Origin of the sequence: Butyricimonas sp. RTP31003st1_G1_RTP31003_210430 (genome assembly GCF_040920905.1) — a bacterium.
Taxonomy (GTDB): Bacteria; Bacteroidota; Bacteroidia; order Bacteroidales; family Marinifilaceae; genus Butyricimonas; species Butyricimonas paravirosa.
In genome coordinates, this window is record NZ_JBCOSQ010000109.1 from 1 (window position 1) to 8954 (window position 8954).

Annotated in this window: 6 protein-coding genes; all 6 read left to right on the forward strand. The window is 43.4% G+C overall.

Features of this window, described 5'->3' with window-relative positions; translation table 11 throughout:
* A partial coding sequence (locus AB5542_RS20425; RefSeq protein ID WP_368243402.1) for an ATP-binding protein occupies positions 1 to 2069 on the forward strand: 2069 nt, incomplete at its 5' end.
* The gene (locus AB5542_RS20430; protein WP_004291471.1) at positions 2062 to 3384 is read left to right on the forward strand and encodes a sigma-54-dependent transcriptional regulator; all 1323 of its coding nucleotides are present in this window, start codon (positions 2062 to 2064) and stop codon (positions 3382 to 3384) included. The genes AB5542_RS20425 and AB5542_RS20430, both read left to right, overlap by 8 nt.
* A gap of 279 nt (positions 3385 to 3663) precedes the next feature.
* Positions 3664 to 4086: a dihydrofolate reductase family protein gene (locus AB5542_RS20435; RefSeq protein WP_004291474.1), complete on the forward strand. Its 423-nt coding sequence runs from the start codon at positions 3664 to 3666 to the stop codon at positions 4084 to 4086.
* A 238-nt stretch (positions 4087 to 4324) separates the two neighbouring features.
* A complete protein-coding gene (locus AB5542_RS20440) occupies positions 4325 to 4930 on the forward strand; it encodes an RteC domain-containing protein (protein ID WP_004304269.1) in 606 nt (201 codons plus the stop codon).
* Between the two features lie 301 nt (positions 4931 to 5231).
* Entirely contained in the window at positions 5232 to 6362 is a 1131-nt protein-coding gene (locus tag AB5542_RS20445) for an ATP-binding protein (protein ID WP_004291480.1), read from the forward strand.
* A 16-nt stretch (positions 6363 to 6378) separates the two neighbouring features.
* On the forward strand, positions 6379 to 8954 hold a 2576-nt coding region (locus AB5542_RS20450; RefSeq protein ID WP_368243403.1), incomplete at its 3' end, for a P-loop NTPase fold protein.

Here is an 8954-nt window from a genome sequence, read left to right on the forward strand (position 1 = left end):
GGCGTATGGCAATGGACAGTATGCTCTGCCGTTTCAAGGCCACCTATCCAGCAGAGCGCATCGATAGTGTGCGCAGTCTTTTAGAGGATAAGGAACGACAGATGTTCCAGATAGTCCGGTTAATGGATGAACAACAATCTATTAACAAGAAGATAGCCAATCAAATTCCGGTTATTGTACAGAAAAGTGTGCAGGAACAGTCCAAAAAGCCAAAACGAAAAGGTTTCTTAGGCATATTCGGCAAAAAAAAGGAAGTAACTCCAGCAGTATCAACCACTATCCTTCATTCGGTCAATAGAAACGTAATCAGCGAACAGAAAGTGCAGGATCGCCAATTGTCGGAACAAGCCGACAGCCTTGCAGCTCGTAATGCAGAACTTAACAGACAACTGCAAGAATTGATTTGCCAAATAGAAGAAAAGGTACAAACCGAACTGCAAAGCCGGGAAAACGAAATAGTTGCCATGCGTGAAAAGTCATTTATGCAAGTAGGCGGTTTAATGGGATTCGTTCTTCTATTGTTGTTAATTTCCTACATCATCATACATCGTGATGCAAAAAGCATTAAACAATACAAGCACAAGACAACTGATTTGATAAGGCAACTGGAACAATCCGTACAACGGAACGAGGCACTGATAACGTCAAGGAAGAAGGCGGTACATACTATCACCCATGAACTGCGCACACCGCTGACAGCAATAACAGGCTATGCCGGACTGATACGGAAAGAACAGTGTGAGGATAAGTCCGGGCAGTATATCCAAAACATACTGCAATCCTCCGACCGTATGCGGGATATGCTTAACACTTTGCTTGACTTCTTCCGCCTGGACAACGGCAAGGAACAGCCCCGTCTGTCACCCTGCCGGATTTCAGCAATCACGCACACACTTGAAACGGAGTTCATGCCTGTTGCCGTGAACAAAGGGCTGTCCTTGTCCGTGAAGACTGGACACGATGCCATTGTATTGACCGACAAAGAGCGAATAATACAAATCGGGAATAACCTGCTGTCAAACGCTGTCAAGTTCACAGAAGAAGGCGGTGTTTCTTTGATTACTGAATATGATAATGGAGTTCTGACACTGGTCGTTGAAGATACAGGTACAGGCATGACAGAAGAGGAACAGAAACAAGCGTTCGGTGCGTTTGAACGTCTATCAAATGCCGCCGCAAAGGAGGGTTTCGGGCTTGGGCTTGCCATAATGCGTAATATTGTGTCGATGCTTGGCGGAACAATCCGTTTAGACAGCAAGAAAGGGAAAGGCAGTCGTTTCACAGTTGAAATTTCTATGCAGGAAGCTGAAGAACAGCTTGGATATACAAGCAATACACCTGTTTATCATAACAATAAATTCCATGATGTTGTCGCCATTGACAATGATGAGGTATTACTTCTGATGCTGAAAGAGATGTATTCCCAAGAAGGAATACACTGCGACACTTGCACCGATGCTGCGGCACTGATGGAAATGATACGCCAGAAAGAATACAGCCTGTTGCTGACAGACTTGAATATGCCCGATATAAACGGTTTCGAATTGCTGGAACTGTTGCGTTCGTCCAACGTGGGCAATTCACCAACAATCCCGGTGGTTGTGGCAACCGCTTCGGGCAGTTGTAACAAAGGGGAACTATTGGCAAAAGGCTTTGCCGGATGCCTGTTCAAACCGTTCTCCATATCGGAACTGATGGAGGTTTCCGACAGGTGTGCCATAAAAGCGACACCGGACGGGAAACCGGACTTTTCCGCCTTATTGTCCTATGGCAATGAAGCCGTCATGCTGGAAAAGTTGATAACTGAAACAGAAAAGGAAATGCAGGCGGTACGGGATGCAGCAAAAGAAAAAGACCTGCAAAAGCTGGATTCCCTGATCCACCACCTGCGCAGTTCGTGGGAGGTGCTCCGTGCCGACCAACCGCTGAATGTACTTTACGGATTGCTTCGTGGCGATGCTCTCCCGGATGGTGAAGCGTTAAGCCATGCCGTGACTGCCGTGCTGGATAAGGGAGTGGAAATAATACGGTTGGCAGAAGAGGAAAGGAGAAAATACGAAGATGAATAAGACAAAAATAATTGTGGTGGAAGACAACATCGTGTATTGCGAATATGTCTGCAATATGCTGTCACGGGAGGGCTACCGCAATATGAAGGCTTACCACCTCTCAACCGCGAAGAAACATCTGCAACAGGCAACAGATAATGATATCGTGGTTGCCGACCTGCGTCTGCCTGACGGCAGTGGCATAGACCTTTTGTGCTGGATGCGAAAGGAGGGAAAGATGCAGCCCTTCATCATTATGACCGACTACGCCGAAGTTAATACCGCCGTGGAAAGCATGAAACTCGGCTCGATAGACTATATTCCCAAACAGCTTGTGGAGGATAAACTTGTCCCCCTGATCCGTTCCATACTGAAAGAACGTCAGGCAGGACAACGCCGTATGCCTATATTCGCCCGTGAAGGTTCCGCCTTTCAGAAAATCATGCACCGCATAAGGCTGGTAGCCGCCACCGATATGAGCGTGATGATATTTGGTGAGAACGGCACGGGCAAGGAGCATATTGCCCACCTGTTGCATGACAAGAGCAAACGTGCAGGCAAGCCATTTGTGGCGGTGGACTGCGGTTCACTCTCCAAAGAGCTTGCACCGTCGGCTTTCTTCGGACACGTCAAAGGTGCATTTACAGGTGCGGACAATGCCAAGAAAGGATATTTCCATGAGGCGGAAGGCGGCACGTTGTTTCTGGACGAGGTAGGAAACCTCGCGTTGGAAACCCAACAGATGTTGCTCCGTGCCATACAGGAGAGGCGGTATCGCCCGGTCGGAGACAAGGCAGACCGGAATTTCAATGTCCGCATCATCGCTGCTACCAATGAAGATTTGGAGGTATCGGTGAATGAAAAGCGTTTTCGGCAGGATCTTCTGTACCGCCTGCACGACTTCGGGATAACCGTTCCTCCGTTGCGTGACTGTCAAGAAGACATTATGCCGCTGGCAGAGTTCTTCCGTGATATGGCAAACAGAGAGCTGGAGTGTAGCGTGAGCGGGTTCAGTTCCGAAGCACGTAAAGCGTTGCTGACACACGCATGGCCGGGCAACGTGCGGGAACTTCGGCAGAAAGTTATGGGTGCTGTATTGCAGGCGCAGGAAGGTGTTGTCATGAAAGAGCATCTGGAACTTGCCGTGACGAAACCGACCTCTACTGTCAGCTTCGCCTTGCGCAATGACGCGGAGGATAAGGAGCGGATATTGCGTGCGTTGAAACAGGCAAACGGCAACCGGAGTGTCGCCGCAGAACTGCTCGGCATAGGCAGGACAACACTATACAGCAAACTTGAAGAGTATGGACTTAAATATAAATTCAAGCAATCATAGCCCGTAATTCACTGAATTTGGCTATCTTTGCATAACATTTGAGAAAAACGGCGATTGGCAGGAGCTTTTCGCCGCCAACATATAGGATAAGACCGCAAGGCGTTTCAAGCGAAAATCTGGTAAATTGGAACTACGGAGACGATTGCGTGATGCTTATGCTATGCTTACGCATAGCGTGCATTCACGTACTCTCCGTAAAGGCTTTACCAGAGCCATCGCTTGAAGGTAGTGTGAATTGCACGCTACTTTTTTACCCTTGCCTAACGAAAGGAAACGATTATGGGTAAAGTTCAGATTCTCGCCGTACTGACGATGGACGGATGTCTTTCTTCAGAGTTATATGATAAAGCACATCAGGATTTGTGCCTTGACCGTTGCGGTCTTGATGAAATCAGGAAGAAAGCCTTTTACCGTGTGACACCGGACTATTCCATTTCAATGCTGCACGAATGGAGAAAAGACTGCACAAACATCCGTTACCTCGCGGAAGCCACACCGGACACGGCAGACTATATAAACGGACTGCTGCGGATGCACGCTGTGGATGAAATCATACTATACACCGTTCCTTTCATATCCGGAAGCGGACGACATTTTTTTAAGTCGGCTCTGCCAGAGCAACACTGGACGCTTTCCTCTTTGAAAAGCTATCCCAACGGTGTATGTCGCATTATCTATATCCTTGATAAAAAAGCAAGATAGCCAAAATGTGCGGCAAGCATACATTTCTATTTTCAGGAATAGAATAAATGTTCCGATTACAAACAATTTAAGTCGGAGATAATTTGTCCTTGTGAAAAAATACTGAATTTTATACCTCTGAAATCCAGCACTTTGTAAAATTGAGTGTTGGATTTTTTATTTTCTGCCGCGTTTTTTGCCAATTATATTCATGTGCGCACGCAGAAAACAAAGTGTAATTTTCAAAATTGACAGAACCATGAATTATTTCTTGCTGGCGGAAACCGACTTTTTCCGCCTGATAAACGAAGCCGGCGACTGCAATATGGAAACGGCATACACGGCTTTCGCCACCCAAGTGATCGAACTGTGCAACGGCGGCATGGACATGAACCTTACCGTCATCGCGCTTGCCTACATCGAAATCGAGTTGCAGCACCATCCCGTACGTAATCTGTCAGAAGAAAAAAGAGAGATTGCCGCCTACGTCAGCAAGGCTCTGTCTTTCGTAAGAAAGATGCAGAAATTCCTTGCCACGCCCCAAGTGCCACCACTAATATCCGCCAACAACGCAACAGAAACCACCGCCAGCCTTCTTCAATGGACGGGCAATGCCATCGACCTCGTGGAACTTATCTACGGCATAGACGTGATGGGCTGCATCAACAACGGCAATATGCCGCTCAAACAGCTCGCCCCACTTCTCTATAAGATATTCGGGGTTGATTCTAAAGACTGCTACCGCTTCTACACTGATATCAAACGCCGGAAGAACGAAAGCCGCACCTATTTCATTGACAGGATGCAGGAAAAACTGAACGAGAGAATGTTGCGTGATGAGGAGTTGGAGCGGATGAGAAAATAAAAAAATATCCATTACATATGAGAAGACAGGAATACTCGTATCCTGTCTTTTTATTTTCATTTAATTATATATTAATTAGCACAATATATGTGAGTTTTTCATTCCTATAAGGACAAATTTCAGAAACGTATGTCTGGTAAATTATTGAGTCATCATAGTATGAACATATATCATTACTAAAAACAATGAAACAACTTCCATAAGATTGTGGTTGTAAAAATCGCCATTTAATAGCCCGTTTTTTTTGTAAAATTCGCCAATTAAAAAAATATGATTATCTTTGCATTATATTTTATAAGGTATGGAAACAGTAAATAGAATACTTCAAGAGAAGATTACAGCACGAATCGCGCCCAATAAAGCAGTACTGATTTTTGGTGCTCGCCGTGTTGGTAAAACGGTAATGATGCGTAAAATTGTGGACAACTATTCAGGTAGGACGATGATGCTCAACGGCGAAGACTACGACACATTAGCACTATTGGAGAATCGCTCAATAGCCAATTATCGGCATTTATTGGATGGTATTGATTTGCTGGCTATTGATGAGGCACAGAACATACCACAAATCGGTAGTATTCTGAAGTTGATAGTTGATGAAATACCGGGAATAAGTGTCTTGGCAAGTGGTTCTTCGTCATTCGATTTGCTGAATAAGACTGGTGAACCGTTGGTCGGCCGCAGTACGCAATTTCTCCTTACACCATTCTCGCAACGGGAAATCGCACAGACGGAAACGGCACTTGAAACCCGCCAGAACCTCGAAGCGCGCTTGATTTACGGTTCCTATCCCGAAGTAGTAATGATGGAGAACTATGAACGTAAAACAGACTACCTACGTGATATTGTCGGTGCATACCTGCTTAAAGATATCTTAGCAATTGACGGCTTAAAAAATTCGAGCAAGATGCGCGATCTACTGCGATTGATAGCTTTTCAGTTGGGCAGCGAAGTTTCTTACGAAGAGTTAGGTAAACAACTCGGCATGAGCAAGACGACCGTTGAAAAATACCTCGACCTATTGGAAAAGGTCTTCGTTATCTATCGTCTGGGGGCTTATTCGCGTAACCTACGCAAGGAGGTTACAAAAGCTGGCAAGTGGTACTTCTACGACAACGGCATTCGCAATGCCATTATCGGGGCTTTCTCACCGCTGGCCATTCGGCAGGATGTCGGTGCGCTGTGGGAGAACTACATCATCGGAGAGCGGCGCAAAGCGAACTTCAATGAGGGACTGCACAGGGAGTTCTATTTCTGGCGCACCTACGACAAACAGGAAATCGACCTGATTGAGGAGAGTGCCGACAGTCTTACCGCCTTGGAGTTCAAGTGGGGAAATAAAATGCCGGCCGCACCGAAAGCCTTCCAAGAAGCCTATCCCTATGCCGAGTTTCATGTGGTAAATCGGGAGAATTATTTGGAGTTCGTATAATCAATAAATTACGTATATGGAAACAAAACTACAATCCAAACAGCAATATCCGCGGTTTATCCAAAATAAACCGTGTGGTATTGACAAATTCGATGGAGGTTCGCAAGAAAGGTTGGCAAAAACTATTGCTCGCCATTTTTGTCAGAATGATTCATTGGATGAGGAATGTACTTTACCTCGAATTATCGGCATCGAAGGTATTTGGGGATCTGGAAAATCCAACGTGGTTAAAATGTTGGAACGTGAATTATCAGACGACTATTACTTTTTTGAGTATGACGCATGGGGACATCAAGAGGACTTGCAACGCCGCTCTATATTGGAATTGCTTACAAGCAAACTTATTGATGATGGTATCCTATCTGGAAATGCAACAATAAAAGTCAAAGGTGGAGGTACGAAAACCGTATCATGGTCTGAAAAGCTGAAATATTTATTAGCCCGTAAAACGGAGACCGTAACCGAAAAATATCCCCTTATCAGTAATGGTATGGTTGCGGCATTTTTGGTTGCAGTTTTAACTCCGATATTTACATTTATTGCGTATGCAGTAAAACCTACACCCACAACATGGTGGTTTTCTTTATTGTCTATTATCATAGCTGCACTGCCAGTTCTTATTGCATTGTGCGTTTGGAAATGGGCATATAGCAAAGATCATAAATATGGATGGAGTTATATGTTAGCTATTTATCAAGATAAAGTCGAAAAGGACGTTTGCTATGAGACTTTGAGCGAAGACGAACCAACGGTTTACGAGTTCAAAACATGGATGCAAGACATTTCTGATTTTATCAAGGAAAAAGGACAACGTAAATTAGTCCTTGTTTTTGACAACATGGATCGTCTCCCCGCTGAAAAAGTAAAAGAATTATGGTCTTCTATCCATACGTTCTTCGCCGATAGCGGTTTTGAAAATGTTTGGGCTGTTATTCCTTTCGATGAAACACATTTAGCTTGTGCATTCGGAGATGAGACCGACGAACAAACGAAACAACTGACCAAGTATTTTATCAATAAAACTTTCCCTATTGTTTATCGTGTTGCTCCTCCTGTTATTACCGACTATCGAAGTATATTCAACAAACTGTTTGTTGAAGCATTTGGAGAAACAGAAAATGAAGCGAAAGAAACTATAAATCGGATATTCAGATTGGTAAATCCTAATGCCAATGTTAGGGAAATTATATCATATATCAATGAGATGGTCGCTCTTAAACAAGAGTGGTGTAACGAAATTTTGATGATAAACATAGCATTGTTCTGTTTGAAGAAGACGGATATTCTGGCAAATCCAGTAGAACAAATATTGTCCGGCGACTATCTGAATGGCATTCAAACAATAATTAACAATGATCTGCAAACACAACGCGAAATTGCAGCTTTGGTATATGGTGTCGATGTTGAAGATGCTCGACAAATTCCATTGAAAAAATATATTGAAGGCTGCATCAACGGAGAAGAAGACCACGACATAAATCAATATGCAGAGACTAATAAACAATTTGACACTGTATTAGAAGAAGTTATACAATGTATGGACAATGCGCTTATCGATAAGATTATACATTGTTTGCATAAATTAACTCGAAAGAGCGATGTTATTCTGCGTGTATGGCAAAGAATAGCACAATTGAAATTAAAAGAATCCATAGAGAAGCAGGTGTTCCCTGTCGAATACCAAGAACTGCTGTTGCATTTAGACACGGAAAGCCAAAACCATGTGATTGCTCAATTATATAAGAAGATAGTTCGGTTCAATGACTTCAATGGCGGCGACTATTTCAAAACGTTAGATGCAATAGACAGGTTTATTGCGCAAAATAAGTTGGCGTGCGATTTTACGTCATTGATTGAAGCAAAAACAGTCAAGCCAAATACATTTATCGATTATATTCAAGCTGCAAATGCAACAGATGCTGCCTATCGGGATAACGCGACAACTAAAGCATATAAATATTATCAAGTAGCAACAAATTCGGAGGCGCTCGATAATTATTTGGCAAACTTACTACCCGATAATTTCGACCATGCAGATATTGTAAAAACGTTAAAAGATAATTCTACCTATACGTTTCCAACGCTTTTGCAAGCGATCACGAATTGCATTGATGAACAGAATGTAAATAAAGATAATATAGGGGCTATATTTACAACCTATCGTTTATTGGCATCTGACGAAGAAAGACCTTTACCTGTAACGTTAGATTCAACCTACATAAATCAGTTGCATTCTGAATTAGAAACTGATGGCCGAAACATTAAAGAGTCTGGATATTACGATTTAGTCGCCATGCAATTGGCACATGGTCATTCCGTTTCCTTAATAGAGGGTGGAGATATAAAATATGTTGCAGAACTCATGGACTATTATGTGGATCATGGAGACTTATTAGTAAATAGTGTGGGATGGAATATACCGCTATTAAATGAAACACTACAATACATGGTAAATCATAAACTTGGCTATAAATTATTGCTCTCAGACATATTGCCCCAATTTGAAGATATTAAGAACAGAATAGGTGTAACGGATGAGGTATTTATCGAGCATTTAGCAGAGTGGAATACCGATTTGGATAAGTATATCAC